We start from the raw sequence: 26,170 nt of genomic DNA, 5'->3' as shown, positions 1-26,170 counted from the left end.
AATCCCAAAATGATTATTTACGGCAAGCAACTGTTTTTGCACCTTTTAAACCGGCATCCGCAGAAATTTATCCGCATCATCCTTGCTAAGGAGTGCGAGAAAGAAATTTTTAAAAAGATCGCCGCGACCGGCGTAAAAATCGAGCGCGCCGATGCGAAAAAAGCTCAAGCCCTCGCTCGCGGCGGCAACCATCAAGGCTTCTTGGCCGAGGTGGAGGAGTTTAGCTTCGGCGATCTAGCTAGCGTCAAAGACGATAAATTCGTGCCGATCCTTTATGGGCTTACCGACATCGGAAACATCGGCGCGATCATGCGCAGCGCCTATGCCTTGGGTACGGATAGCGTGATCGTCGTCGCAAATAATCTAAATATGGCGGGCGTAGTGCGCGCAAGCTCGGGCGCGGCGTATGAGCTAAACGTCGTTAAGGCCGCAGACGGGCTTAGCGTGTTAAACGAGCTTAAACAAAGCGGCTTTGAAATTTATGCCGCGAGTGCGGACGGGACGAACTTTAAGGAGTTAAAGCTCGGCGCAAAAAACGCACTCGTAATGGGGAACGAAGAAGAGGGGATACCTGCTAGGGCGCTTAAAAAATGCGACCGCACGGTATCGATAAAGATGCGCGAAGGCTGGGACTCGCTTAACGTAAGTGCGGCATTTGCGATACTGTGCGATGGAATTTTAAATGGAAGAAATAAAAGAGAAGTTAAATAATACGGACGAGCAGGCGGAACAAACCGAGAAGCCCGAGCAAACACAGCAGCCAAAAAGCAGTGATCTAGATAAATTAAAATCTATGGATCTGATCGAGATAGCGCGCACGACGCGCATCGACGCGCAAAATTTAGAATACATCATAAACAAAGACTTCGAGAAGCTAGCAAATTTTAACGTGAAGGGCTACATTAAAATTTTAGAGCGCGAGTTCGGGCTGGATCTGTCGGACTGGCTTAGCGAGTTTGAGGTCGCGAAAGAAGGCTTTGCGCCAGTTAAAAAGGCCAAAGTCGAGCAGGTCTACACTAGAAAAATAAGCTCCGAGCGGAGCGGCGGCGGCTGGCTTTTGTGGCTGCTGATCACGGTTTTGCTGATCGCGGCGATCTTTTATTTCGGACTTTATAAAAGCTTCGGCGAATTTTTGGGCTCGCTTTTATGGGAACAAAACAAAACCACCTACTCGGACGCTCCAATCGTAAATAACACTCAAAAAAAGCTTGAAAACATCGGTATCGACGTCGTTTCGCACAACGCTACAGATGAAAAATTCGCACTAAAGTCAGATGCCAATGCAGCCGCTGTTGCGGATGAAAATTTAAGCTCGCTCAATGCGCTGGACCGCTCTATCAGGATCGAGCGTGCGAGTGCCAAAACGGAGGAAAATTCCACCGACGAAAACGCCACGCAAAGCGCACCTGCGCCCAGCAAAGATATTGTGCTTAGCCCGCGCGGTAAGATGTGGATCGGTATCATCGATCTAAAAAGTGGCAAGAAGCGCGAGATGGTCATCAATGCCCCTTACGTCGTCGCTTCGCAAGGAGATGAGGAGCTGCTAATCTCTACCGGTCACGGGATGTTTGAGCTCGGCAAAGCCGATGGCAACGTAACTTTCAGCGAAAGAAACACTCAAAAATTTCACGTTAAAGATGGCAATATCACTAAAATTTCAGCCGATGAGTTTCTGCGCCTAAACAAGGGCAAGAAGTGGTAAAATCCTCGTTTTCGTGCGTGGCTCTTCGTTCGTAGGACTTCGCCACTGCCGAGGGTGAAATTTCGGCTTGCTACGGCGCTCGGTTTAAATTTAACCTTGCGGCTGTAAATTTAAAAAGTTTGAATCGTGTTGCCTTGGATAAAATTCCAAGTGGCGTAGGTAAAATTAACGGTGCGATAAAATTTCAAACGGTGCGGGCGCTTGCGGTAGCGCGCTAAATTTAAGAGGCGCCGTCCATGGCGCCCTGCAAAACGGAGGCCTCGGTCGTTTCGATCGGATGTAAATTTAAATGTCGCGCAAATGGTCGCGATGCGATAAATTTAAACGATCAACGTTTCGGCGGTTTTAAAATTTTAGTGTGGTAAAATTTTAAAATCGCCTTAGCGATATAAAAGCACCGCCGCGCCGCTACAAAGGCTTGAAATTCTAGCTTTCGCGCGGCACGAGCGGATCGCGGCGCTTAAGGCGCTAAATTTCAAATGGGACTTGAAAATTACTTTAAGATAAGAGGTTTGAGATGTTTGACGAAATCCGTTTTTCAAAGATCGAGCGTTTGCCAAATTACGTTTTTGCCGAGGTTAACGCCATAAAAATGGCTGCACGCAGAGCCGGCGAGGATATAATCGATTTTTCGATGGGCAATCCCGACGGCAGGACGCCGCAGCATATAATAGACAAGCTTTGCGAAAGCGCGCAAAAGGACAAGACGCACGGCTACTCCGTAAGCCAGGGCATCTACAAGCTGCGACTTGCCTGCGCGAATTGGTATAAGCGCAAATACGGCGTGATCTTGGATCCCGAAAGCGAGATCGTCGCAGTGATGGGCTCTAAAGAGGGCTTCGTGCATCTAACTAGCGCGATCGTAAATCCGGGCGATGTCGCAGTGGTGCCCGATCCTGCGTATCCGATCCATACCCAAGCCTTCATCATCGCGGGCGGCAACGTCGTTAAAATCCCGCTTGCCTATGATGAAAATTTAAATTTTAACGAGAATAAATTTTTCATCGATCTGCAAAAAACTTTCGACGAGAGCATTCCGCGCCCAAAATACGTCGTCGTAAATTTCCCGCATAACCCTACCACCGTCGTCGTGCAAAAGAGCTTCTACGAGCGGCTCGTAGCGATGGCGCGGCAGGAGCGGTTTTATATCATCAGCGATATCGCTTACGCAGAGATCGCTTTTGAGGGTTACAAAACGCCGTCCATTTTTGAGGTTCAGGGTGCGAAGGACGTCGCAGTCGAGGCATACACGCTCTCTAAAAGCTACAATATGGCAGGCTGGCGCGTGGGTTTTGTTAGCGGTAATAAAAAGCTCGTCGCCGCGCTTAAAAAGATCAAATCTTGGTTTGATTACGGTATGTTTACGCCGATACAAGTAGCCGCCACGATCGCGCTGGACGGGCCGCAGGAGTGCGTAGAGGAGATCCGCGCGAGCTATGAGAAGCGTAGAAATTTTTTGATTGACGCTTTTGCGGACGCAGGCTGGGTGATCGCTAAACCTAGCGCGTCGATGTTTGCGTGGGCGAAATTACCGCCAGCGGCGGCTCATCTAAGGAGTATGGAGTTTTCCAAGCAGCTTCTTACCAAGGCGCGCGTCGCCGTAAGTCCCGGCGTGGGCTTTGGCGCGGCGGGAGACGATTATGTGCGGATCGCTTTTATCGAAAACGAAAATAGAACCCGCCAGGCCGCTAGAAATATAAAAAAATATTTGAAAGAGATCTGATGAAGGTAGCGATTTTAGGCGTCGGCACCGTAGGTAGCGAAGTTGCAAACATTTTGATAAAAAACAAAGATATCATCCTTGCCCGCGCGGGCGTTAGTATAGAGCCCGTAATCGGACTCGTGCGCGATACGAGCAAAAAAAGGGACGTGCAAATTCCACTTAGCAGCGACGCAAAAAGCATTATTGAGCGCGACGATATTGACGTTTTTGTAGAGCTTATGGGCGGGGTAGAAAAGCCCTATGAGATCGTAAGCGAAATTTTAAAGCGTAAAAAGGCGGTCGTTACCGCAAATAAGGCGCTTTTGGCTTATCATCGCTACAAGCTTCAGGCTTTGGCGGGCGATACGCCTTTTGGCTTTGAAGCGAGTGTGGCGGGCGGAATTCCGATCATCAAAACCCTGCGCGAGGGGCTAAGCGCCAATCGTATCGAAAAAATAATCGGCATCGTAAACGGCACGAGCAACTTTATCCTTACGAATATGATGCAAAAAAACGAGAAATTTGAGGACGCGCTAAAGCGAGCTCAAGAGCTCGGATATGCCGAAGCCGATCCAAGCTTTGACATCGGTGGGTTCGATGCGGCGCATAAGCTTTTGATCTTAGCTAGCATCGCATACGGCGTGCACGGCGATCCCGAAGATATCCTAATCGAGGGGATCGAGGAGATCACGCAGGAGGATATCTATTTTGCGCGCGAATTTGACTTCATAATCAAGCTGCTTGCGGTAGCCAAGCGCGCGTGCGACAACAAAGTCGAGCTGCGCGTCCATCCTGCGCTCATTTCAAAAGATCAGATGCTTTCAAAAGTAGACGGCGTGATGAACGGCGTGAGCATCTACGGAGACTGCGTCGGCGAGAGTATGTATTATGGCCCGGGTGCCGGCGGAAGCGCTACGGCAAGCGCGGTTATAAGCGATCTCATCGACATTGCGCGCGATAACAAAAACCCGATGCTCGGATATAAAATTTTGCCGAGCGAAAATTTTATGCAAATTCTACCGAGCGAGCAGATCCGCACGAAGTATTATTTCAGGCTGCGCGTGCGCGACGAGAAGGGCGTGCTTGCGAAGCTTACGAACATTATGAGCTTAAACGATCTTTCGATCGACAGCTTTTTGCAAAAGCCGAAGCTCAAAACGGATGAGGAAGTGACGCTGTTTTTCACGACGCATACGTGCTGCGAGAAGGACATAAAGCGCGCTATAAGCGTGATTAGCGGCGAAAATTTCATCACGCAAAAGCCTTTTATGATCAGGATCGAAAGCTAAGTTGAGCTTAAAAGAATATCTTTTCGGCTTTGCCTGCGAGGACCGTGCGGTGGAATTTTTACGCTGCGAAGGGTTTGAAATTTTAAAGCGAAATTTCCGCTGCCGCTTCGGCGAGATCGACATAATCGCGCGTAAGGGCGGGATTTTGCACTTTGTAGAAGTAAAAGCCACGAGCGGCGATTACGACGCTGCAGAGCGCGTGACGGGCGCTAAGATGGCTAAAATTTTAAAGGCGGCGGAATTTTATCTGATGAGCTGTGATACGGAGGAGCCGTGGCAGATCGACGTCGTGGAAGTTTATCCAAAGCAGATAAAATTTATCGCCAACATATCTTTTTAAATTAGAATTTTTATTATTTATTTAAGATAATGAACTATAATCCGTAGAATTTTAACACAAGGAGAACATTATGGGAAAGTATATAGAGCTTACTTCGGAGAATTTCGATGTTACTAAAGAGGGTGTCGCGCTAGTCGATTTTTGGGCGCCTTGGTGCGGACCGTGCCGTATGATCGCCCCGATCATCGAGGAGCTTGCGAACGATTACGAGGGCAAGGCTAAAATTTGCAAAGTAAATACCGACGAAGCGCAGGATCTTGCGGTGCAGTTCGGCGTCCGCTCGATCCCAACGATACTATTTTTCAAAGACGGCGAGCTAAAAGCTCAGCTCATCGGCGCGCAATCCAAGCAGATCATAGCCGACAAGCTAAACTCGCTTCTGTAAATTTCAAAAGGGCGGCTTTCGCCCTTTTTTCTCCCACTCATCGTTATATTAATTAAATTCGTAAATTTAGCGCCCGCGACTTTACTTAATAAAATAATTAAGGAGAAAAAATGTTAGATTTAGCAATTATCGGCGGCGGTCCTGCGGGGCTAGCGGCGGGGCTTTATGCTACAAGAGGCGGTTTAAAGGACGTCGTGATGTTTGAGATGGGGATGCCCGGCGGGCAGATCACCTCAAGCTCCGAGATGGAAAACTACCCGGGCGTCGCCGCGGTGACCGACGGGATGAGCTTTATGGCGCCTTGGCAGGAGCAGTGCTTCCGCTTCGGGCTGAAGCACGAGATGGTGCGCGTGCTGCGCGTCTCAAAAGACGGCGACGGAAATTTTACGATCTATCTCGAGGGCGATCAAACACGTCGCGCACGCGCCGTTATCGTCGCTACGGGCTCTACTCCGCGCCGCGCGGGGATCGAGGGCGAGGATGAGTTTTTCGGTCGCGGCGTCAGTACCTGCGCGACCTGCGACGGGTTTTTTTACAAAGGCAAAGAGGTTGCCGTCCTCGGCGGCGGCGATACGGCGTTAGAAGAAGCGCTGTATCTAGCTAAAATCTGCTCCAAAGTCTATCTGATCCACCGCCGCGATGAGTTTCGCGCTGCGCCTTCGACCGTGCAAAGGGTGCGCGAAAGTGAGAATATCGAGCTTATTACAAATGCGCTCGTAGAGCAGATCAAGGGCGATGCAAGCGGCGTAACGGGCGTCGTAGTCAAGGATAAAACCAGCGGCGCCGCGCGCGAGCTGCAGCTGCCGGGGATCTTCGTATTCGTGGGGCTTGACGTGCGAAACGAGGTGCTAAAGAATGAAAGCGGCAAGTTCATCTGCGACGTCACGCCGGGCGGGCAGGTCGCGGTAAATTTAAAGATGCAAACAAGCGTACACGGACTATTCGCGGCGGGCGATATGAGGCAAGATGCGCCTAAGCAGGTCGTTTGCGCGGCAGGCGACGGCGCGGTTGCCGCACTTAGCGCGATCGCGTATCTGCAAGGACACGATAAATAAGCTTGTATTAGGCGTGAAATTTCACGCCGCCGCGGGCGAAACTACTCCCGTCGCGCTTTAAATTTAAAATCACACCTGAAATTTTGAATGAAATTTTGATATAAAAAGCGGCTAAATTTTAAAATTTCATAAAATTTAGCCGCGAGATGAGGCGCTTATTGCCTTTCGTAGAAGCCCGCTATGACATCTTTTGACTTCATTTTATTTACGGGATCTTCTTTACCGTTCGTGATAAGTTTAAATTTATCAGACAGAGTTACGCTTTTACCCTCATTTACGATAAAATTTAGCTCGATAGCAAGCTTTGATAACCCATCTTCTTTATGTCCGAAGCTCGCGTCCAACTGCTCTTCTGTTATTTGCGAGTAATAAACGGCTGCTTTTAAGCGCTCCATAATAGAGTCTATGTAGATTTCGGTATTGCTTTCTTTTAGTATCTCCCCTTTTAGTTTGTCGTCGCAATCGACCGACTTCCATTCCTCCTCAAAAATTCTATTTTGCCTTTGATTTTTAAGCGTTTCTTGAAATTTAGCTTCGTTTAATTTGCAGTATTCTTTTGCCAGCTTAAACAAACCCTGCGCGTCGTAAGCCTTGCCCTCATAAAAAGTCATAACCCTTTTTAAAGATGAGTCCAACATCTCTTGTTTATATGATTTAAGCCTCTGCTCTACATCCACGTCGCAGACCATCTTAACCGTTTTTAATCCGCTATTTTCCTCTTTACTCCAGGTGATATTTTTGCAGATTTTTGAACCCTCGATCGCCGTACCGATACTCATAGATTCAAAATCGGGCAGGGTGTAGTTTTTGACAAGCTCCACATCGTTATCGCCGCATCCTGCAAAAATAAATGCCGCAAGCGCAGCGCCTAATGCGTATTTCATACTCGCTCCTTGAAGAAAAGTTATAACGAGCAATGCTACCCATCTCTGTTTAATAACTGATAAATTTAGAGCTGAAAATTGAGATAAATTCGCGAAGTACGTGGCTAAAAGCGTGAAAGATAAAATTTAAAGATGGAATTTTTAAAAGAATTCGGCGAGAGAGGGAGGGAATCGAACCCCCCGGAAAACGGTCAACCGCCCTCCTATCGGATTTGAAGTCCGCAGACGCCACCAGGTCGCCATCCTCTCCAAATGCGGGAATTATAGCGAGATAAAATTTATTTAGCTTTAAAGAGGCTAAATTTTAATCCCTTTCGGCTCATTATTAGCGAAGGTAGGATTATGAGCGCGCCCAAAAGCAGCAGGCTCATCACCAAACATATCAGTAGCCCGAAGTAGATCGTAGGCCAGAAATTACTCATCATCATCACGCTAAAGCCTAAAATGATCGCAAACGACGTATAATACATCGCGTATCCGATACTTGCGTGGCTCGCGCGGATCGCCGCAGCCTCGTCGCCGCTGCGCGCAAACTCCCGCTTGTAGCGGTAGATGTAGTGGATGACGTCGTCCACGCCGATACCGATGCTAATCGCCGCTATCGTGATACTCATGATATCCAGCGGAATACCCGCAACCCCCATGATACCGAAGCAGGCGCAAAGCGGGATCAAATTTACGACGATCGCGATGAGCGCGTATGACAGCGAGCGAAAGATGATCACGAAAAGCACGAAAAGCACGAGCACCGTGATGCCCAGAGTGCCTATCTGCGAGCTCATCAGGCTTTGAAGCATATTGTTATAAAGCACCATTATGCCGCTAATCTGCACCGTGACGTTATCTTTAGCGAGTAGGGAGTCCAGATCGCGTTTAAGATCGGCTAGGAATTGCGCTCTGCGAAGATTCGGATCGCTGTCTATCGTGCGGATGCTAAAGTGCGCCTCGTTCGCTTTGATATTCACAAAGGGCGAAAGTACCAATTCGCGGTAGTTTGCGGGCATTTCAGAGTAGATCAAAGCAAGGCTTAGATCGTCCAGATCGCGCCCCTGATTAATCTGCTTGCCGAGCTTTAAAAGCGATGCGAGCGAGCTTACGTTGCCGATAAACTCGTGCCCCGTGACGTTTTTGTCCTTCAAAAAATCATCTATTTTGCCGATGATACGCATCTTTTCGGAGGTGAACCAATACTGCGGCTTGTTTTCGTTGGCGGCGTATTCGGCTTCGAAATCGCCAAAATCGTCGCTCACGGTGGAATTTTGCTCTAAATTTGCGGCGTGGGTTTGATCTGAATTTGCGCCGCCGCTTGGTTGCGCCGCCGCAGCGGAGCTTTGCTCGGAAAAATTTTGATCATTGAAATTTTGCACCGTGGCGGTAGAATTCTGAGTGGCGGAATTTTGCGCGATAGAATTTTGCCGAGTAGAATTTGCCGCAAAATTTCGCCCAGCGGGATTGGAATTTTCGCCGCTCTTAAAATTTGCGCTGCCGCTTGCGGAATTTTCACTCTCGCTAGCAGGATCTGCGCCGCCTGCGCTTTTAAATTTAACGACGATATCAAGCGGGATCGTTCCGCCCAGATTGGTATCGATAACCTCCATACCCGCGCGGATGTCGGTGCTTTTTTTGAAGTAGCCGATGAAGCTGTTTTCGACGCGCAGCTGCGAGATGCCGTATAGCCCGAAGATCACCGCCGCAGCGCACACGCCGTAGACCGCGCTTCTGCTACGTAGCGCCGTTTCGGCGCACCAAAGCGTAAATTTAAAGTGCTGCTCGAAGCTGCGGTTATTGTGCGTGCGCCTTAGAAGCGACATAACCGCGCCGAATACTCCAAATGCCGTAACTAGCGAGATACTGATGCCTACGCTCATCATAATTCCCAGAGAAATTACGGGCTTTATATCGCAAAAAATTAGCGACATAAAGCCGATAACGGTCGTAAAGATCGCGAAAAAGCAGGGTCTTGCGCGCTCGCGCAGCACCGCATAAACGAGCTGGCGCTGTGAAAAGGCGTGAAAGCGCGCGCTAAACTCGCGGTAGGCGACGATTAGGTGGATACAGACCGAAACCGTGATGATGAGCTGAAGCGCTATGAAATTTGAGCTAATCACCGTGACCTCAAAGCTCAAAAAGCCGAATAATCCCGCTGCGAGCACGACCGAATACGCGCAGATGATGAGCGGTAGCAGGATAAATTTCGCCTGTCTAAAAAAGAGCCAAAAGCAAGCTAACAGAAGCACCAAGGCGCCGAGTCCATAGGTCGTTAGATCCGAGCGGACGTAGCCTACCATATCGTCGGCGATCATATTTAGTCCGCCCAAAAACAGTCTATCGCCCGCAAATTCCTTCTCAAAGCCCGCGATCAACGCGCGCAAAGCCACAATGTCGCGGTGATCTTTTTCGCGAAGCTCGTCGCGATAGGATTTGAAATTTTGCTCCGAAGCTTTAAGCGCATCTTTGAGCTGTGAAATTTGGGCATTGGAGCGGTTGCTCTCATGCTCCGCTTGCTTTAGAGCGCTTTTGGCTCCGTCTCTTAGGCGCAAAAGCTCCTCGTAGCGAGTCTGCGGTTTTAAATTTATTAAAATTGCGGTAGTGCGAAGATCGGCGCTTACTAAATTTGACGCGTAAAAGGGGCTTGTGGCAAACTCGCGCCTAGCCGCGGTTAAATTTACGTCCGCGTCGGTAAGAGTGGGTATGTGCTTAAGCAGCTCGCTCATGCCCTCGCTTTTGTTTAGCAAAAGCGGCACGTTGGTGATGTCCGTGACGCTAGCGACGAAATCCAGCTTAGAAAAAGCGGCATCCATCTGCGCTATCTTGCGGATCGTCTCGGGCGCTAAAAGATCGCCCGCGGGAGTGTAGGCGACGACTAAGAAATTCGGCGTTTCGTAGCGCTTGGATACTTCGCGCCAAATTTGAAGATCCTCGTCGTTATCAAGCAGTAGCGTCTGGGTCGAAGCGTCGATCTCGAGCTTTGTGGAGTAATATCCGAAAAAGAGCGCCAGCGCCGTAAACAGCGCAAGCGTAATTTTCGGAAACGCGACGATTAGGCGAAAAATTTTTTTCAAATACCGCTCTTTTAGGCGCGCCGCTATTCGCCACTATTGATGACGGTGGAATTTAGCCGTTTTATGAGCTCGTCAAAGCCCAAATTTTGCGTTACGTCGCCTAGCTGCGAGCGATAGGTTTGGATTAGGCTAACGCCCACGATATCGACATCGTAGATGCGCCAATCAGAGCCGTTAGGATAAAATTTAAAATCTATGTCGTAGTTTTTCTGCTCGCCAATGACCTGTGTTTTTAGCACGCGGCGCTTATCGCTCGGGCTTTGTTTGCTTAGCACCTTCATATCCTGATCGGTATAAAGCGAAAGTTTTTCGATAAACGAGCGCTTTAGATGCGCTTCAAAGGCCTTATTAAATTCCGCGATCTGCGCGGGGCTAAGGCTAGCGTAATGCTTCGCAAGGGAGAGCTTCGCCATCATCTTATAATCAAAATAGCCGTCGAAAAGCGCAAAGATTTTCGCTGGCTTTGCGTCTTTGGGCGCGCTGCTTCGCATAATGCCTACGGCTTCGGCGACCTTTTGGCTCATCACAGGCTCGATATCCGCATCGCTAATAGCGTGCGCTGAGATCAAAAGCGCTCCGCAAAGCGCTAGAACTTTTAAAATTTTCATTGTTATTCCTTTATTAGTTTCTCGCGATTTTGCTCGTAAGCATCGCGTAAAAACGGATATAGATCCACCGCATCTTTGGTCATTTTTTCATAAAATTCCGGATCGCGCGAGTAGTCGTTAAATATTCTAAATCCGTTGACGGAGTTTCGAACGGTGCCATCTTTAATATAATTTATCGGGTTTGAAAAATAATCTCCGACAAGTCCTGCTGTATCGCGTAGATTGCTTTGTCCTAAGATCGGCCAGACGATGTGCGGACCCGCCGGCACGCCCCAATATCCGAGCGTCTGCCCGAAATCCTCGTCGTGGCGCGGAATCCCGTAGTATTTGCCCGCCATATCATTAAGCCCGCCGAAGCCGACGGTCGAATTGATCAAAAATCGCTTCGTCTCGTCCCAAGAATTTTCAAATTTGCCCTGCAACAGGTTGTTTACGAGTCTCATCGGATATAAAATATTATAGAAAAAATTTGAAAATGCCCCCTGGATCGGATCCGGCATCACGTAGTCGTAGCCGCTGGCTACGGGGGTTAGTATATATGAGTAAAATACGTCGTTGAAGCTCGTCATAACGCGGTTATAGCCGCTAAGCGGATCGAAAACTTCGCGCTTGGCAAACTCCTCGTCAAAACCATCTGTATCGCCGCTAGGCGCCGCGTCTTGCTTCTGTGAGCAACCGCAAAGCGCTAAGGCTGCGGCTAGGAATAGAATTTTTATAAATTTCAAATTGCAAACCTTCCTTATAAATCAAAGTGGCGATTTTACAAGTTTAAAGAAATTTTGTCAATAAAGGTAAAATTTCATATAGAATTTCCCTCTTTATAGCGCAAAATAAAGCCTGCGGCTCTTTAAGAAATATATCAGAGGATATATTATAAAATCACGTGAAAGTAAATAAGAAAGGATGAAAATGGATGCAAAATTTGCTTTGGAATTCCTGCTTGGCAACAAAGCATCGCTTTTAGCCAAGCACATTAAGCTGCTTAAGGCCGTAGATGAGACTAAAAGTATTACAAAGGCCGCAGAGATCGTAGGAGTGTCGTATAAAAACGGCTGGGACGCGCTAAATTTAATCAACAACGCGAGCAAAAAACCCCTCATCGTCCGCACTCAAGGCACCAAGAAAAATAGCGGCTCCGAGCTTACCCCTTACGCTCACAAGCTGATTCGCGCCTATGATGCTATCAGCCACGCGGGCGAGACGTTTTTGAGTGAAATTTTAAAGCTTGACGAGATCACCGAAGAGAGCCTTTTAAGCTTAGAGAAGATCGGCATGAAGCTTTCTGCGCGCAATCAGCTAAGCGTTGAGATTACGGATGTTCAAACAGGCGCTGTAAATTCTCAAATCACGGCTAAACTCGCAGGTAGCGAAATTTTATGTGCGACAGTAACCGTAGAGAGCGAAAAAAATTTAGGGCTAAAGGTGGGCAAGGATGTGCTGTTTTTATTTAAGGCTCCAAGTGTCATCATCGCTAAAGAAGCCTCGGAGAAGCTAAAACTTAGTACGGCGAATCAAATCAAAGGCACGATTAGCGAGGTCAAAATCGGCGCGGTAAACGCAGAGATCTGTCTAGACACAAGCTCGCACCAAAATATCACCGCGATCATCACGCGAGAATCTGCCACCGCGATGGCTCTGGGAGTAGGAGATGAGGTAACGGCGATCATCGAGCCTAGCGAGATCATTATTGGCGCGTAATAGGGTGAAATTGGGTGCGCAAAATTTTAAAATTTAAGGCGTAAATTTAAAATTTTAGATACAATTCAATTCTCGGTGAGAGCCGAAAAGAAAGGCATAAAATGAAGTTGAAAGCGGTGCTTTTAGGAATTTTAACCGCAGCCGCGCTTAGCGCAGGCGAGGTTAGCGTAGCAGCCGCTGCGAACACGACGTATGCGTTTGACGAGATCAAGGCGGAATTTGCCAAGCTACATCCGCAAACTACGCTAAATGTGAGCTTGGGTGCGAGCGGAGCGCTTAGTACGCAGATCAAAAACGGCGCGCCGTTTGATATTTTTATGGCGGCGGATATGAAATTTGCAGACGATCTGCATAAAGAGGGCTTTGCGACGGCGCCTGCCAAAACTTACGCCAAAGGCAAAGTGGCGATGTTTAGCGTGCGCGGCGTAGATCTTAGCAAGGGGCTTGAAGCTTTAAAAGACCCTAGCGTAAAAACGATTTCGATAGCAAATCCAAAGACCGCTCCTTACGGCACCGCAAGCGTACAGGCCTTCCAAAAAGCGGGAGTTTACGATGAGATTAAAGGCAAAATCGTAGAAGCAAAATCGATCGGCGAGGCTCTTTCGCAAGCGCTTAAAGCTTCCGACGTCGGCTTTATCGCGGCTAGTGCGATGTATGCGCCTAAGATGGCAAAGGACGGCTGCAACGGCAAGCCTTGCAAGCAGGGCGAAAATTTCGTCTTGGTCGACACCAGCCTCTACGAGCCGATAGCTCAAGGCATGGTCGTGCTAAACCGCGCTAAAGACAACGCCGAAGCCAAGGCGTTTTATGATTTTATCCTAAGCGATAAGGGCAAAGAGATCTTTGCTAAATACGGATACGAGTTTTAATGATTAGAGCGAGAATCAACGAAATTTTACAAAAAGACGGCATCCATTCTGTAGGATTTATCGCGGGCGGCATCAAGCTACGTGGCGTATTTCTGCAGCTAAGTAGCGAGCTTAAGGTGGGTAGCGAAGTTTACGTGGGCTTTAAAAGCACCGATGTGCTTTTATCTCGCGAAACCCTAAGTGGTGTATCTAGCGAAAATGAAATTCACGGCAAGATTATGAGCCTAAGCTTAGGTGAAATTCTATGCACGCTCAGGTTTGAAGGCAAGATAAGCTTTGATGTGCTCATTAGCGCGCATTCTGCGCAGGAGCTTGCTTTACGCGAGGGCGACGAGGTTTTCGCATACGTTAGCGCCACTGCGATATATATAGAAAAATATGATAACGATTGATTGTAAGAAAAAAATCAGTGATGATTTCTCGATTGATGCTCGCTTAGAGATTAACAAAGGCTCGTTTGTGTGCCTATATGGGCGCAGCGGCAGCGGTAAGACTACACTGCTGCGCATTTTAGCGGGATTTTTGCGCGCAGATAGTGGTAGCATAAAAGACGGCGATCGCGTGCTACAAGAAGGCAATGAATTCTTAAGTGCGGGCAAGCGCAGGATCGGCTTTTTGTTTCAAGACTACGCACTTTTTGAGAATATGAGTGTGACGGGCAATCTACTTTTTGCCAGAAACGATCCGCAAAAAGTTGCGATGTTGCTTGAAATTTTAGAGCTTAGCGAGTTTGCAAAATCTGGCGTAGAGGGTCTTAGCGGCGGACAGAAGCAGCGCGTGGCACTTGCTCGCGCACTGATGCAAGAGCCTGAAATTTTGCTACTTGACGAGCCGCTTTCGGCGCTTGATTTTACGATGCGCGAAAAAATCCAAGAGTATCTGCTAAAAATCCACGAGCAGTTTCATCAGACCGTGATTTTGGTAAGCCACGATGTGAGTGAGATTTATAGGCTTTGCAAGCGGGTTTATGAGATGAAGGACGGCAGGATAGTCCGCACCGGTACGCCGGAGGAAATTTTCCTTAAAACTAGCGGCTCGCAGAAGTTTTCTTTCGCGGGCAAGATTGTCGATTTACAAGCACGCGACGGGGTCAAAGTGGCTGTCGTAGCGATCGGCAGCCAGCTGTGCGAAGTGGTGCTAAGCAATGCAGAAGCCGATGGCTTGCAAGTAGGCGATGAGGTCAAAGCGGGTGCCAAAGCCTTTAATATCACTCTGCGTAAAATTTAAACTTATAGGCAAACTTTTTGGGCGTGCCTGGGTGAGAAATTTCAACTAGATTAGAGATTTAAATACAGGCTTTTATGGAATTTAGACGAGGGATTTTGCGAAATTTTAGCTAGATTTGCCCGCAAAATACGGTGAGATTTTAAAATTTCATTCGCATCGCGCTTAGATTTTCATGAAACACAAAATTTAAACGCAGACTAGAGCAAAATTGCAATGCGATCCTAGATAGCGTGTGGGAATTAAGCTTTAAATTTTAGATTTTGCGCAGACAGGCGCCGTTAAATTCCTTCTTTGAATTTATTAATTGGCGTGGTGGGTTTATTTTTAAATTTGGCGGCTTTTAGCTTACTTTTTTGTCAGGAGTTGCGCGAATTCTATCATGCGATCTTGGTAAAAAATTTAATGTGAAGCTTCGCGCAAATTTAAAATTTTCAGATTTAGAATTTTACCTGGATTTTGTGGCTTTGAAATTTTAAAAGCTTTAACGGCTCGAAGCTTGAGTGTTAAACTCGCCTAATAAGCTGTGGCAAGGTTTCATTAACCGGGTCTTTTAGGTTTATGCGAAATTTTAATTTCGTCTTGTCGGGCTCAATGAAATTTCGCTAGGTCGTTCGGAGGGCGTCGTTTAGCCTATCTCGCGTGAAATTTGCGCTCAGATAAATCCTGCCCGCTCAAGTTTTAAAGCTGAGCTAAGCTTTTTGAAATTTAGCTCAGCAAAATTCGTGGTCTTAAAAATTTACCAGCTTGGGTAGAGCTTAAATGCCTGACGGAATTTGCACGCTTGAAGAAATTTATTAGCCAAGCACTTTTATAAAATTCCGCCCAGTTTAGCTTGCGCGAAATTTTTAAAATTTCATTTTGCTAAAGCTCTTGCGCAGCTAGGTCTGCGCAGAATTTTTCAAAATTTTATTTTGCAAGACCTTATGGCTATGAGGTTTGCGTAAATTCTATCTGGCTTTGCCTCTAAATTTTAAAGTAGGGCTAGGCTTTTAAGATTTTATAGTTTGGGCCCAGCGGCTCGGCTCGGAGGATAAATGTTTGAAATTCTAAAGGGGCTCGATTACACGCCGTTTCTCGTTTCATTAAAGCTTGCCAGCTTGACGACGCTCGCTTTGTTTATCATCTGCGTGCCGCTTGCGTTTTTTATGGCGAGAAAAAATTTCCGCGGCAAAAGCGTGATCGAATCGATCATCTCGCTTCCGCTCGTGCTGCCGCCTTCGGTGCTAGGGTTTTACCTGCTTGTTTTGCTATCGCCGTATTCGGTGCTGGGGGAGTTTTTTGACAGATACTTCGGGTTTCGGCTCGTATTTAATTTCAGCGGGCTAGTGATCGCGAGCTGTATCTACTCGCTGCCATTCATGTTTTCGCCGCTGGTTTCGGGCTTTCGCTCGCTTCCTCGCTCGCTTTTTTGGGCGTGCGATTCGCTCGGCAAGGGCTATTTTTCCAAGCTTTTTCGCGTCGCGTTACCCGCGATACGCCACTCCCTGCTTAGCGCCTTGGTGATCTGCTTTGCGCACACAATGGGCGAGTTCGGCGTCGTGCTGATGATCGGCGGCAGCGTGAGCGAGCAGACCAAGGTCGCTTCCATCGCGATCTACGAAGCGACCGAGACGCTCGATTTTGCGCAGGCTCACGCGTATTCGGCGCTGATGCTACTCTTTAGCTTCGCGGTGCTTTTGATTATGCATTTTTTGGGCGCAAAAAGCGCAAAAATACAAGCTTAAATCGGCTTTAAAACGAAATTTGCTAAAATCCTTCAAAATTTGGAATTTGGCATGAAAAATAAAAAAGACTTCGTTACCGAAAGATTTAACGCCGCCTTGATTCTAGGTGCTGCGCTGCTTACGCTTGTAGTAGTTTGCGAGATTAGCTTTTTGCGCACTAGGATCGCTACGCAGCTTGATTTGCGGACGCGCACAGCGATTACTTTACTTAAAAATACCGACGAGTCGCTTTTTGGCGAGCTTGAGATTTTAAAAGAAAATATCCTTTCTTTGGACGCAAGGCATGAGGCTGCGCAAAGCGAGCTTTATGCGGATTTGATCCGCAATGTCGTAAAATCTTCTCATAGATTTGATGCTATTTTTTATCTGCGCGTGCATGATACAGAGCAAGAGAGTTTGGCAGAATTCTCATCTGATGCTCGCATTTTAGATCTAGGCGAGATACGGCTTGCGGATATCATAGGCGAGCTAAGAGACGGCGAGTGGGTCTCTCGATATATGATGATGGATGGGGCGTGGCGGTATTTTTTGATCAAGCGCGTAAACGCTGATTCATATCTGCTAGGCTTTGCCAACACCGCTAGGCCGATTGCCAGGCTCTCCTCGCTGGGAGATATTTTGGTCTTTAATGCCGAAGGCAAATTCTTTAACGCTCCTGGCAGCGTAACCGATATATTGGGGCAGGATTTTGATTTTTCGCGCCTAGGCGAAGTGGTAAGCTTTGAAGACGAATCTGGGCTAAGCTTTGCCTATCTTGCGAAATTTGGGGATAATTTCGTAATGGCTCGCGAACGAGCCGGCTATTTTTTGGGCGCGGACGATTTTATCGTCGTAGCGCTAGCAGCAGCGATTTTAGCTTATTTAATCCTTCTAATTTCAAATTTTACGTTTTTAAAAAAGCGCGTTTTTATCCCGCTTGCGGCAGTTCAAAACGCTCTGCGCCAAGGGGATTACCACTCCAAAATTCGCGATATAGAAGCACTAAATCCTCTGAACTCCGTCTTAGAAATTTCTAAATCCATAGATGAGGTTTTGAAGTCCAATTTGCGCCACGGCGATTTTAGCCTCAGCTTTAAAGATGCGCTAAAATACAGCTCCCTTTCGGTGCTTAGCATCGATAACGTTGCAGGCACGATCGAAAGCGCTAGCAACGGCGCACGCGAGCTTTACGGCGATGACGTCGTAGGACGGAATATATTCGCGCTGCAAGCAGGCTCGTTTTACGATCACGCCTATCAAACCCAGCGCGCAAACTATGTCAAAGAAAACTATGTCGTAACCCGCCAAGAGACCAAAAATGGCGTCAAAGACCTTTATGTTAAAAAATCTTATATCCGCGACGGAAGTAAAATTTCAACCCTTTTTGTGGTGCTGGATGCGTCGAAATATCGCAGATTTTACGATGAAACTAAGCAAAAATATGAGTATTTAAATCACGCGCCTATCGTTACGCTCGTGTTTGACTACACTTCGGGCAAGATCGTAGATGCTAGCAAAAATATAAAAGAGCTTTGGGGTTACGAAGCGGCGCAGTTTTTAAGCGGCGAGATAAGGCTATGGGATTTGCTGGATGAAAAGGATGCGAATGAGGCTAAAAATGAAATTTTAAACCGCTTAGCCGATATGCCTTCAGAAGAGCTAAGCTTTTCTCAAAGCTATAAAATTCGCCATAACGATAATATTCGCTATAGCTACGAGGTAAGCATTTACGTCAAAAAATCTGCCGCCAGGGCTGCGTTTTATTTTCAAAATATTGATGACGATGTCAAAGCGATCCGCGGCTTGCGGGAGGATCTGGACTTTTACCGCACCGTAATCGAGACTAGGAATTTTTGCACCTGCTTAATCGATCTTGACGCGCAGACGCTATCGTTTGATAAAAATTACTTTAAAATTTTAAAATATCGCGGCAAAAGGCTAAACACTGCGATGAGCTTTGGGGAGTTTAGTTATGAAATTTACTTCGCGGATTTAGAGAATTTTAATAAAATGATCCGCGAATGCACCGCCGGGCTTAGGAGCGATTTTAGCTGCGAATTTCGTCTGCGAAACGCCGCTAATGCCTATACTTGGATCAGTATGCAAGGCTACGTCACAGAAAAGCACGGCTCTCGCTCTCGCCTTGTAAAAACTACGCTCGAAGATATCAGCTCGCGCAAGCAGACGGAGCTGGAGTTAAATTTAAACGCTAACGTGTTTTCGCGCTCGCTAGAGGCGATCTTAATCACAGATGAGAGCGGTCGCGTGCTGCGCGCTAATAACGCCTTTTATGAAATCACCGGCTATAGCGAAAGCCAAACCATCGGCAAAATTCCAAATTTCTTCGCTCCTACAGAGGGCGGGGCAGACGTGATGGAGAGGATTAGAAAAAATCTAGTTGGCAAACAGACCTCCTATAAAGATGAAATTTACGGACTAAAAAGAGGTGGTGGCACCTTCCCCGCGCTATTTACGGCGATCGCGATCAAGGACGATTTCTCGCTTACTTCAAATTTCATCTTGATGTTTACCGAAATTTCGCAGATCAAGCAAAAAGAGAGCGAGCTAGCCAAGATCGCCCATCACGATGCGCTTACCGGGCTTCCGAACAGAGTGTATTTTATGAAGGCTGCGCAGAGATTTACCGCAAACTCGGGCGAAAATTCTAAGCTTATGGCTGTGCTTTTCATCGATTTCGACGGCTTTAAGGCGATCAATGACACCTACGGGCACGAGGTCGGCGATATGTTTTTACAAGCGATCTCAAAAGCGATGAGCGGGCTACTGCGTAAAGGCGATATTTTAGCGCGCCTAGGCGGTGATGAGTTTGGCGCCATCATTGGCGATCTGCAAAGTAAGGATGCCGCGCATGTGCTATTAGACCGTCTGCTTGGGATTTCAAAGATGAAATTTAACCTCAAAGGCAACGAAATTAGCGCAAGCATCAGCGTTGGCGCAGCGTTTTACGACGGCAGTGAAAAGATCGATTTTTCGGGACTTTTATCGCGCGCAGATAGGGCGATGTATCGCGCCAAAACGAGCGGCAAAAACCGCTACTGCATCTTTGAGCGCGCCGAAGCAGACGAACCTAGCGAGGAAGGGATTGCTGCAGCGATCGAAGAGGGGGAGTTTTTCGTGCTCTATCAGCCGATCATTAGCGGCGCGCAGATTTACGGATATGAGCTGCTTTTACGCTGGGATCGCGGAAAGCGCGGAATTCTTGCCCCGCAGGATTTTGCGCAGATATTAAGCGAGCCGCGATTTGAGTTGCCGATCTCAAAATTTGCGTTTTCAAAGATGATGGAATTTAACGCTCAAACGGGTGCAAACTGCTCTATAAACGTGAGTCTAGCCGTGCTTGCAAACGATGAATTTTACGATTTTGTAGCTCACAGTTTGCGAGACAGAGCTAATGCAAAAGGCGAGTTGATGTTTGAGATAACCGATTTTAGTGAGCGAAATTTTAAGGAATTCGCCCCTGCGCGTGGGCGTTATGCAGATCTTGGGATTAAATTTGCTCTTAATAGCGCAAATAAAAATAATATCCCATTCTTGAATGCCCAGCCTTTCGATATCGTTAAAATCGACCGCGAGCTCTGCCTTGACATAGGCAAGAAAAAAAATGCTATCCGAACGATGGTGGAGATCACGGGCAAGCTAAAGCGGGAGTTTGGATTTGCTCTCGGTGCTCAAGGGGTCGAAAACGCGCTATCACTGCGGCTTTTAAACAATTTGAAATTTAACTATCTGCAGGGAAATTTTATCGCAAAAGCGCTTGATCGCAGGGAGATAGACGCTTTCATCGCGCGCTTTAAAGATACGCCCAAGCTCGCAGCCATCGACAAAGATGAGTTTATCAGCTTCTTAAACGCGCTTGATTACAAAGAGCTTGCTTTAAGCTTCGTTTCGCGCGCCGATGCGGGCGATCTGAGCCCCGGAGAGTTTGAAAGCTTCAGAGCGAAATTCGGCGAAATTTTAAATAAAACTCAAAGCGTGGGCAGCGAAAAATTTGCGCTAACTACAGAAATACGTAAGCAAATTTTAGATATTCTTTCGCTTGATTACCGCGCTTTGGCAAGCTTCATTCAGAGCTTTAAAACGCGGCTAAATCAGTTCATAAGCGATTTGGAGGCAGCATGATAGATAGCGTTAGCGCCGATTTCGATCACGAGATACCAAACGGCTCGAGGCTGTATTTCGGAAAAAGCGCGCAGCTCAAGCGCGAGCTGGAAAATAAAGCGAGCGAAATCCTCGTGCAAAACGGCTTTAGCGAAATTTTAACGCCATATTTTTCATATCATCAGCACCTAAGCGTCGCGCCGCAAAAGCTTCTTAAGCTCTCCGATCCCACGAACCACGAGCTTGCGCTTCGCGCAGACAGTACTGTGGACGTCGTACGTATCGTGCGCAAGCGGCTGAAAGACGATAAGCTAAGGCGGCTATTTTATGTCCAGCCGACTTTCAAATATCCAAGCGACGAGTTTTATCAGATCGGCGCGGAGCTGATCGGAGAGAAAAATTTGCCGCTTGCGATCAAAATCGCGCAGGAATTTTTTAAAGAATTTGATCTTATGCCCGCGCTTCAGCTAAGCAATATCGAAATTCCTAAAAAAATTTGCGAAATTTTAAATTTGCCGCTTGAAATTTTTGAAAAGGGTAAGATTGAGACGCTGCTTGAGCAAAATTTACCCTGGCTGGACGCTACGGCTCGTGCCGTGTCGCTAAAGGACGTGCAGGCTCTGCGTGCGCAGGTGCCTGAAGAGCTAAAGCCGTGTTTGGATGAAATTTTAAACCTAGGCGTGGATTACGAGCATATCTGCGTTTCGCTACTGTATTACTCTAAAATGCGCTATTACGACGCGCTATTTTTTAGATTTTTAGACGCGGGCGCGGTGTATTGCAACGGCGGAAATTACGAGATAGACGGGCTAAAATCCAGCGGCTTTGCGCTGCTAGTGGATGCTTTGATAGAAAAAATTATGCAAAAGGATGAGAAATGAGCAAAGTTGACGTAGTCATCGGCGCCCAGTGGGGCGATGAGGGCAAGGGCAAGATCGTAGATATGATAAGCGCGAATTACGATTTCGTATGTCGCAGCAGCGGCGGGCACAACGCAGGCCACACCATCGTCATAAACGGCGAGAAATTTGCGCTGCATCTGGTGCCTAGCGGCGTGCTTCATAAAAATATCATAAATATCATCGGAAACGGCGTCGTTATCAACCCCGACGTGCTGATTACCGAGATGGCGCAGTTTGAAAATTTAAAGGGTAGATTTTTCATAAGCGAGAAGGCGTTTTTAAATTTACAGTACCACTCGCTGATCGATCAGGCACGCGAAAAGAGCAAGGGCGAGCTTGCGATCGGCACCACCGGCAAGGGCATAGGACCTGCGTATGCCGATAAGATCGCGCGCACGGGACACCGCGTAGCAGAGCTTTTGGAGCCAGAAAGGCTTGCCGAGGCGCTATCGCGCGATTTTGCTTCGCATGAGAGCGTTTTTGAAAAAGCGGGGGTTAAAATTCCTAGCAAGCTTGAAATTTACGAGGAGCTAAAGCGCTATAAAAGCGCGCTCGAGCCATACATCGCCGATACCACGCACATGCTGTGGAAGGCGCTTGATTACGACAAGCGCGTGCTCGTAGAAGGCGCGCAAGGAAGCCTGCTTGATATCGATCACGGCACCTATCCTTACGTCACGAGCTCGACGACTATCGCGGGTGGGGCTTGCAGCGGGCTCGGGCTTGCGCCGAAAGATATCGGCACGGTGATGGGAATTTTAAAAGCCTACACCACCCGCGTGGGCAACGGCGCGTTTCCTACCGAGGATAAGGGCCCGCAAGGCGAGGCGATGCGCGAGATCGGCAAAGAGTACGGCACCACGACGGGTAGGGCGCGTCGCTGCGGTTGGTTCGACGGAGTGGCTACTAAATACGCCGTGCGCCTTAGCGGCATCGACAAGCTCGCGCTGATGAAGCTTGACGTCTTAGACGGCTTTGAGAGTATTAAAATTTGCCGCGCATATCGCTATAAAGGCGAGGAGATCGATTATTTTCCGATCGATTTGGAAGCGGCCGAGGCGGTTTATGAGCAGATGCCGGGCTGGGACAGCGTCAAGGGAATTTCAAAATTTGAAGATCTGCCGCAAAACGCGCAAAATTATATCCGCAAAATAGAGGAGCTAAGCGGCGCGAAGGTGGGCTTCATCTCCACCAGTCCCGAAAGAAGCGACACGATAATTTTATAAAATCGGGCGGAATTTTAAGAATTTTAAAATTCCGCCGTTTGCAAACGCGGGCGGCGCGACCGCTCGTAGAACTGAATTTAAAGGAACGATCATGCGAATACGACTACCACACGTGCCATATATCGCGCATAAAATAGCGCTGGATCTGCTAAACTCGGGCTGCGTTACGCTTAGTGCGGGCATAGAGCCCGTCGCCAAGGAAGCGGACGAGATCATAAGGGCCGATCTGCAAAAAGAAAGAGCGATAGACGAGCGCGCAAACGAGCTGATAGATGAGCGCATAAGCGAGCTAGATGAGATGAGCGTGAATAAAAAAGATATGTTTTGGCTCATCAAACGCCACATCGCAAACGACGAGAATTTCGAGCTAAATTTCGAGGATCGCTACGGCACCATATCGCATAAAATTTTAGAAACCGTCTGGAAGAAAAATTTGATCGATTACAAAGTCTCGGAAAACAGGCTAAAGACGATAATTTATAACGCGATCGACGAATATCTTAAAAATTATCAAAAGATTGAGGATGCGGTCTATGAAAAGATCGATGGATACAAGCAAAAATTGATCCCAGGCACCGAAGAATACGAGCTGGTGTTTGAAAAGCTCTACGAAGAGGAGCTAAGAAAATGGGGCATGCTGTAATGAATGCGTATATCTACATAGAAAACGGCATCTACCTGCAAGCCAAGGCGTTCGGTAAGGGCGGCAGCGCATTCGGCGAGCTCGTGTTTAACACCTCTGCCACGGGCTACGAGGAGATCATTTCAGATCCGAGCTACGCGGGGCAGTTTATTATTTTCACTATGCCTGAAATCGGTATCGTAGGTATCAACGAAAACGACAAAGAAAGCTCCAAAATCCACGCCAGCGGAATTTTCGTAAGAAATTTTAACAACGAGCCTTCAAATTTTCGCTCGCAGATGAGCCTAGAAGATTATTTTCTGCAAAACGGAAAATTCGGCGTTTACGACATCGACACTAGATTTTTAACCAAGATGTTGCGCGATCAGGGCAGCCTGCGCGCCTTCGTTTCGACCGAGATCAGCGATAAGGCGGCTCTTAAAAAGGCGCTTAGCGAGTCTGCGCGCATAGAGGAGATCAACTACGTAAGCATCGTAAGCACGAAGGCGCCGTACAAGCACACCTCCGGTCGCTGGAACGCCGAACGCGGAAGCTACGCCCAGCCCGCAAGCTGCGGCAAAAAGATAGCCGTGATCGATTACGGCGTCAAGCGAAATATCCTAAACGAGCTTTGCGATCTGGGGCTCGGAGTAGAGGTTTTTCCGCACGACGTTACGGCAGAGAGCCTGATTGCTAAATTTAAAAAGGGGCAGATCGACGGCGTGTTTTTATCAAACGGCCCGGGCGAGCCGCGCATGCTTAAAGAGGAGATCGCGCAGATCAAAAAGATGGTCGAAGCGCGCGTGCCGATTTTTGGAATTTGCCTGGGTCATCAGCTGCTAAGCAACGCGATGGGGTATGAGACCTACAAGCTGAAATTCGGCCAGCACGGCGCAAACCACCCCGTGCAAAATCTGCGCACCAAATCGATCGAGATCACTGCGCAAAACCACAACTACAACGTCCCCGAGACGATCGCGCAGATCTGCGAGATCACGCACCGAAATCTTTTCGACGGCACGATCGAGGGGGTTCGCTACAGGGAGTATCCCGTATTTTCGGTGCAGCACCACCCCGAAGCCAGCGCGGGGCCTACGGAGAGCAAATATATCTTCAAAGAATTTCTTGAAATTTTATGATTTTTGAAATTTTGCCTGCACTAAATTTTACCGCAGTCGCGCGGTAAAATTTTAAATTTACGACAAGCTTTAAATTTTTAATACGGTCTTTGCGTCGTGAATTTAAGACTCGTTGCAGCCTGGATAATTGCAGGCTGGAGCGGTACGCAAAGCGCGCTTTTACGGACTAAGGATTGCCGCGGTGATTTTAGATTAAGAAGCTTTTTGGATGAAACAGATCTGTGCTAGTCGCGATTTTAAATTTAAACCGGCTGCGCGCCGTAACTTTTCATTTGCACGATTTTGCTTCCACATAGCTTTTAAGCGCACGCGCGGCTAAATTTCATGCGTTTTAAATTTAAAAGTTGGCTTGACGCACTTAGCCCTTTCAAAACAGATCCTGCGGTACATTTCGCCCAGTCTCAAGCCGTTTAAATTTGAGAAGTCGTCTTGTTGCTGTCAAAAGTTTCGCTAGCAAGCTGCCTTGCCGTCCGTAAAATTTTATCTAACGCCGTTTGCCTACTAAAACCTTATCGGCGCCGTTTCATTTCCCTCTAAAAGCCATTTGCCTAAAATAAAATTCCACTCCGCCGCGTAGTGAAATTTTGCCTGCGCCAGCTTTGGAATTTTACTTTCAGCCGCTCTTAAATCTTTTTCGCACCGATAAGATTTAGCTCGCATCACTTTAAATTTTACCCATCTCTATGCTGCGGTTTTTATCCACGCTTGTTTTTTTTAATCCCGCCCATATTTGACCTAAAATAAGAGTTGTGTTACTTTATGAAATTAAATTTTTAACTTAACATTATTTTAAGCTCAATAAAAGAGAAAATTTGAAAGAATTTCGTTTGAAATTTCGCCTTGAGGGGTCTGCTATGAGCTGCGCTTTAAAAGAGCTGGACGTCTTGCTAGTCGAGGATGATACTAAATTACTAGCCTCGCTGCATAAGGCGTTTGAGGGTATTTTTAACAACGTTTACAATGCCCAAAACGGGCTTGAAGGTGTGAAAAAATTCAAAAAATTTAGTCCCAATCTCGTCATTACCGACATTCTAATGCCGATCGAGGATGGGCTAGCGATGATACGTCAGATTAAGCAGATCTTTCCGCATGCCCCAATCGTGGTGCTTAGTGGCTTCAGTAGGGAGGAGCAGCTAAAAGGCGTTATGGAGATTGGCGTCGAGCGGTATTACTTTAAGCCGGTAGATATCGCCGCATTTGTGCTAGAGATAAGTGCACTGATGAAGTCTAAGCTGGACTCTGTACGAGTCGTAAATATGGGTGCGGGCTACGTATTTGACGGGCTTCGTCGTATTTTACTGAAGGATGGCGAGCAGATCGTGCTTACTAAAAAGGAGCTTTCTTTTGTTTCGCTGCTAGCCAGTCGCGTGGGCGAGCTGGTACTTTACGAGGAGATCAAGCGTTATGTTTGGACCGAAGGAGCCGTGAGTGATACGGCGCTTCGCACCTTCGTCAAGCGTATCCGCGATAAAGTGGGAGGCGAAATCATAAAAAACGTCCCGAGCCTGGGATACAAGATCGAGCCTGAGCCTGCTTAAATTTGATCGCGTTTTTGCCGCTTTGTAATTTATGGAATTGCACTTGTAAAATTTTGCGTCGAAATATGCCGCGATTAATGCGGAGCGAGGTAGAATTTTG

23 protein-coding genes are annotated in these 26,170 nt (G+C 47.5%); 19 read left to right on the top strand and 4 right to left on the bottom strand.

Translation table 11 applies throughout. The annotated features are described in order from the left end of the window. Window positions 1-9 precede the first annotated feature (9 nt). The 8 genes from rlmB to trxB all read left to right on the top strand — a co-directional run bounded on the left by rlmB (window position 10) and on the right by trxB (window position 6,473). Window positions 10-711, top strand: a complete 702-nt coding sequence (rlmB, locus tag Q0135_RS06495) for a 23S rRNA (guanosine(2251)-2'-O)-methyltransferase RlmB (RefSeq protein WP_297989279.1) — start codon at window positions 10-12, stop codon at window positions 709-711. Beyond that, window positions 683-1,702, top strand: a complete 1,020-nt coding sequence (locus Q0135_RS06490; RefSeq protein ID WP_297989277.1) for a hypothetical protein — start codon at window positions 683-685, stop codon at window positions 1,700-1,702. The genes rlmB and Q0135_RS06490 overlap by 29 nt, the downstream gene beginning before the upstream one ends. A gap of 236 nt (window positions 1,703-1,938) precedes the next feature. Then, complete coding sequence (locus Q0135_RS06485) at window positions 1,939-2,067, top strand: hypothetical protein (RefSeq protein WP_297989275.1); 129 nt, start codon at window positions 1,939-1,941, stop codon at window positions 2,065-2,067. Between the two features lie 152 nt (window positions 2,068-2,219). Beyond that, entirely contained in the window at window positions 2,220-3,425 is a 1,206-nt protein-coding gene (locus Q0135_RS06480; protein WP_297989273.1) for an LL-diaminopimelate aminotransferase, read from the top strand. Then, window positions 3,425-4,693, top strand: a complete 1,269-nt coding sequence (locus Q0135_RS06475; RefSeq protein WP_297989271.1) for a homoserine dehydrogenase — start codon at window positions 3,425-3,427, stop codon at window positions 4,691-4,693. The genes Q0135_RS06480 and Q0135_RS06475 overlap by 1 nt, the downstream gene beginning before the upstream one ends. Before the next feature lies 1 nt (window position 4,694). After that, on the top strand, window positions 4,695-5,033 hold the full coding sequence (locus tag Q0135_RS06470; RefSeq protein WP_297989270.1) for a YraN family protein: 339 nt from the start codon (window positions 4,695-4,697) through the stop codon (window positions 5,031-5,033). 70 nt (window positions 5,034-5,103) lie between these two features. Continuing rightward, the gene (gene trxA, locus Q0135_RS06465) at window positions 5,104-5,418 is read left to right on the top strand and encodes a thioredoxin (RefSeq protein ID WP_295151069.1); all 315 of its coding nucleotides are present in this window, start codon (window positions 5,104-5,106) and stop codon (window positions 5,416-5,418) included. 110 nt (window positions 5,419-5,528) lie between these two features. Beyond that, on the top strand, window positions 5,529-6,473 hold the full coding sequence (gene trxB / locus Q0135_RS06460; RefSeq protein WP_297989268.1) for a thioredoxin-disulfide reductase: 945 nt from the start codon (window positions 5,529-5,531) through the stop codon (window positions 6,471-6,473). A 155-nt stretch (window positions 6,474-6,628) separates the two neighbouring features. On the opposite strand, the gene Q0135_RS06455 is transcribed toward trxB, so the two are convergent. The 4 genes from Q0135_RS06455 to Q0135_RS06440 form a co-directional block, all read right to left on the bottom strand. Continuing rightward, the gene (locus tag Q0135_RS06455; RefSeq protein ID WP_297989266.1) at window positions 6,629-7,357 is read right to left on the bottom strand and encodes a hypothetical protein; all 729 of its coding nucleotides are present in this window, start codon (window positions 7,355-7,357) and stop codon (window positions 6,629-6,631) included. Between the two features lie 278 nt (window positions 7,358-7,635). Then, window positions 7,636-10,419: an MMPL family transporter gene (locus Q0135_RS06450; RefSeq protein WP_297989265.1), complete on the bottom strand. Its 2,784-nt coding sequence runs from the start codon at window positions 10,417-10,419 to the stop codon at window positions 7,636-7,638. 23 nt (window positions 10,420-10,442) lie between these two features. After that, window positions 10,443-11,027 carry an ABC transporter substrate-binding protein gene (locus Q0135_RS06445; protein WP_297989263.1) on the bottom strand — a complete coding sequence of 195 codons (585 nt, stop codon included), beginning with the start codon at window positions 11,025-11,027 and terminating at the stop codon, window positions 10,443-10,445. A gap of 2 nt (window positions 11,028-11,029) precedes the next feature. Next, on the bottom strand, window positions 11,030-11,752 hold the full coding sequence (locus Q0135_RS06440) for a VacJ family lipoprotein (RefSeq protein WP_297989261.1): 723 nt from the start codon (window positions 11,750-11,752) through the stop codon (window positions 11,030-11,032). Between the two features lie 184 nt (window positions 11,753-11,936). Here Q0135_RS06440 and Q0135_RS06435 point away from each other — a divergent pair, with 184 nt between their 5' ends. The 11 genes from Q0135_RS06435 (at window position 11,937) to Q0135_RS06385 (ending at window position 26,070) form a co-directional block, all read left to right on the top strand. Beyond that, window positions 11,937-12,725 (top strand): TOBE domain-containing protein, encoded by a 789-nt coding sequence (locus Q0135_RS06435; RefSeq protein ID WP_297989260.1) that lies wholly within the window; start codon window positions 11,937-11,939, stop codon window positions 12,723-12,725. Window positions 12,726-12,826: 101 nt separating this feature from the next. Continuing rightward, window positions 12,827-13,594, top strand: a complete 768-nt coding sequence (modA, locus tag Q0135_RS06430; RefSeq protein WP_297989259.1) for a molybdate ABC transporter substrate-binding protein — start codon at window positions 12,827-12,829, stop codon at window positions 13,592-13,594. Next, window positions 13,594-13,986, top strand: a complete 393-nt coding sequence (locus Q0135_RS06425) for a hypothetical protein (protein ID WP_297989257.1) — start codon at window positions 13,594-13,596, stop codon at window positions 13,984-13,986. Before modA ends, Q0135_RS06425 begins: the two co-directional genes overlap by 1 nt. Further along, window positions 13,973-14,821, top strand: a complete 849-nt coding sequence (locus tag Q0135_RS06420) for an ABC transporter ATP-binding protein (RefSeq protein WP_297989255.1) — start codon at window positions 13,973-13,975, stop codon at window positions 14,819-14,821. Before Q0135_RS06425 ends, Q0135_RS06420 begins: the two co-directional genes overlap by 14 nt. 1,034 nt (window positions 14,822-15,855) lie before the next feature. Then, complete coding sequence (gene modB / locus Q0135_RS06415) at window positions 15,856-16,545, top strand: molybdate ABC transporter permease subunit (protein ID WP_297989253.1); 690 nt, start codon at window positions 15,856-15,858, stop codon at window positions 16,543-16,545. Window positions 16,546-16,596: 51 nt separating this feature from the next. Further along, on the top strand, window positions 16,597-20,664 hold the full coding sequence (locus Q0135_RS06410; protein WP_297989251.1) for a sensor domain-containing diguanylate cyclase: 4,068 nt from the start codon (window positions 16,597-16,599) through the stop codon (window positions 20,662-20,664). Beyond that, the gene (locus Q0135_RS06405) at window positions 20,661-21,524 is read left to right on the top strand and encodes an ATP phosphoribosyltransferase regulatory subunit (protein ID WP_297989249.1); all 864 of its coding nucleotides are present in this window, start codon (window positions 20,661-20,663) and stop codon (window positions 21,522-21,524) included. The genes Q0135_RS06410 and Q0135_RS06405 overlap by 4 nt, the downstream gene beginning before the upstream one ends. Beyond that, complete coding sequence (locus tag Q0135_RS06400; protein WP_297989247.1) at window positions 21,521-22,771, top strand: adenylosuccinate synthase; 1,251 nt, start codon at window positions 21,521-21,523, stop codon at window positions 22,769-22,771. The genes Q0135_RS06405 and Q0135_RS06400 overlap by 4 nt, the downstream gene beginning before the upstream one ends. 91 nt (window positions 22,772-22,862) lie before the next feature. Continuing rightward, entirely contained in the window at window positions 22,863-23,414 is a 552-nt protein-coding gene (locus Q0135_RS06395) for a DUF507 family protein (protein ID WP_297989246.1), read from the top strand. Beyond that, complete coding sequence (gene carA, locus Q0135_RS06390) at window positions 23,414-24,532, top strand: glutamine-hydrolyzing carbamoyl-phosphate synthase small subunit (RefSeq protein WP_297989356.1); 1,119 nt, start codon at window positions 23,414-23,416, stop codon at window positions 24,530-24,532. Before Q0135_RS06395 ends, carA begins: the two co-directional genes overlap by 1 nt. An 854-nt stretch (window positions 24,533-25,386) precedes the next feature. Further along, window positions 25,387-26,070: a response regulator transcription factor gene (locus Q0135_RS06385; protein WP_297989244.1), complete on the top strand. Its 684-nt coding sequence runs from the start codon at window positions 25,387-25,389 to the stop codon at window positions 26,068-26,070. Window positions 26,071-26,170 lie beyond the last annotated feature (100 nt).

Source organism: uncultured Campylobacter sp., assembly GCF_937981295.1.
Lineage (GTDB): Bacteria > Campylobacterota > Campylobacteria > Campylobacterales > Campylobacteraceae > Campylobacter_B.
Note: the sequence above shows the minus strand (reverse complement) of the source record. Positions and strands in the feature narration are given on the sequence as shown.